This window comes from Ideonella sp. P3_A4 (assembly GCF_056403075.1).
Window position 1 is genome coordinate 1 of sequence record NZ_JBFUGE010000841.1, and the last position, 2,186, is coordinate 2,186.

The following is a 2,186-nucleotide window of genomic DNA, read 5'->3' on the forward strand; positions in this document are numbered from 1 at the left end:
GAATGAAGCTTGGGAGAGAGTGCTCTGGCTTCTTGGGCTTGAAGAAGCCTTCCTGAACCGCCCCAGTCGTAAGCGCCGATACCGACGGGGTATTGAGTGAGTGCTCCGCTCAGGCGATTCTCCCGAATCCAGGACTCCGCCTCTTCCCTCGTCTGGAACACGCCAGACGGAAAGGTCGCTCTTGTGCCGCAAAAGACCCAAACCGTAGCTCGCTTCATGAATTCTGACAGAGGATTGATGTTGTGTAGATGCTTCGGATGCTGAGAGGGTGAGCGTACCCGCCGGTGAATTTGGTGAGGCTTAACGTTCGACGTAAGGGGCGGCCCGCTTGCGGGACGTCCCCTTGACGGAGGGGTTAGGCACCGGAGATTGCACCAACCGAGATGGAGTTGCCGTGCAATGCAGACGGACCCGAGGAAACTAAAGATGCTACTCGGCCGACCGGAGCCTGGCCATGCAGCACCGGAATTGCGGCTGTTTCAGTTTGACTCGCCCGCCGAGACAGCAGAACCGACCCAGTAGCAGCTCCCACCCGAAGCTCCGGCGGTGACTATAGACACAGTTGAACCGTGACGTAGCACCAAGGCTTCAATTTCTTGACCAACTTGGCAGGCGGAAGGCCGAAGTGACCACGGACCGTGCGCTGGCCGCCGAAGGACGGGCAGCCCACGCCGGCGCTGAAGCGAGCACGCCTTTCCCATGAGCACAAGGCATCGAGACCGAGGCTTTGAGAAACTGGCATTGGCAGRAGACGCTTCAAGTGAACTGGACCCTTCAGCCCGGCTGTGGGCCTAACGTTCGACGTAAGGGGCGGCTTGCGGCTTGCCGCAAGACGTCCCCTTGACGGAGATGTTAGGCAAGCGACGTTGAGCAAGGAGATGACAGGAACGCGAGGGCACCAACGGAGCGATTGGGTTCTTAGRTSGCGGCGAGGCTGAGCGAAGACACCTGGAGATTTGCGGCATTTCGGTTCCTGCYACCTCGRCCATTGGCMGCCCGTTTGCCTGTATTTTCACTCGGAAGGYCAGGCAAGCCGACGTTTGAGTGGCAGAGGGCTTCGAGCGAGTACTGACCCGCCTGACAGACGCTGGGCTGTTCCTGGGTAACTGAGCACTCGAAGGCCGGCATGTGGCGCGGTGCCAGCGCAGATGGGAACGGGACTCGGCACTGCACCGAGCCAAAGGCATTTCTGACTTTGCTTAACGTTCGAGGTARGGGGCGKYYTGCGCGTACGCGCARGACGTCCCCTTGACTGAGTGGTTAGGCGCCGGTGAAGCACCTWCTGCTGCCCGCCACCCCCAGGCYGAWGGGCGCGAARGCCTTGAAGCMGCCGMGCGGGTGACMGGAGCGCGGCTMTGCMGCACTGGGGTTGCGGCTGTTTCAGTTAGGCCATGCCCTATGAGCTCGGCCGGGGATGTGTGACTGGGCGCAGCGAGCTTGCCGAGGCAGAGATGTGAGGCTGCAAGCCCAGTTGCCAAARAGCTACCCATGCCTGGAACAACCGGCGGGGATGCTTTTGCTCSGATGGCGGACGAAAGTGGTACCCGACCCGTGACCAAGCCAGCAAGAACACGGCTGGAGCAGCCACCATCCGCGCGCTGGCCGCCGGAGGACGGACAGCCCGAGCGGATGCCGGAGCGGGCACGCTTTTCCCAAGGGCACTGGGCATCGATACCGAGGTCATGAACGGCAGGCATTGGCAGATGACGTTCCAAGTGACTCAAAGCTTCAACCCGGCTGTGCGCTTAACGTTCGACGTAAGGGGCCTGCCGAAGGCAGGTCCCCTTGACGGAGGGGTTAGGCCTCTGGCTGGTGCGGCAGGCGGTGCAGGAACTGCCTGGGTGCGATGGCGAATGTGCGAGCACTATCTCCGACCTTATGACGCACTCTTGATCACAAACGAGAAGACCTTTTGCAAGGCATCGTCACCGGCCGGGCAGGTTGCAAGCAGGTAGTCTCCGGACCAAGTGTCCCAGCCCGCCAATATTTCGACGTGGCCCCGGCTGAAGCTTGGTGGATTCTCTCGCCAGCTCCGATGACTGGTTGCCCACTGCGTTGAAATCCTAGTTCCAGTTTCAAATGGCTATTCGCGGCAAGCCAGGCCATGGAGTCTTGGTCTTCAAACGAGATCATTAGATGCCCGTTCGCCGCAGTGTTGAGCAGGGGCAGCATGTTGAGGACTAACG

Annotated in this window: 2 protein-coding genes; both read right to left on the minus strand. The window is 60.7% G+C overall.

Annotation, left to right across the window (positions count from 1 at the left end):
• Positions 1 to 218: DUF7710 domain-containing protein (locus AC1DYI_RS33440; protein WP_477208414.1), on the minus strand; the 218-nt coding region annotated here is incomplete at its 3' end.
• A gap of 1,675 nt (positions 219 to 1,893) precedes the next feature.
• Positions 1,894 to 2,186, minus strand: a 293-nt coding sequence (locus AC1DYI_RS33445; protein ID WP_477208415.1) for a hypothetical protein, incomplete at its 5' end; no start/stop codon positions are given.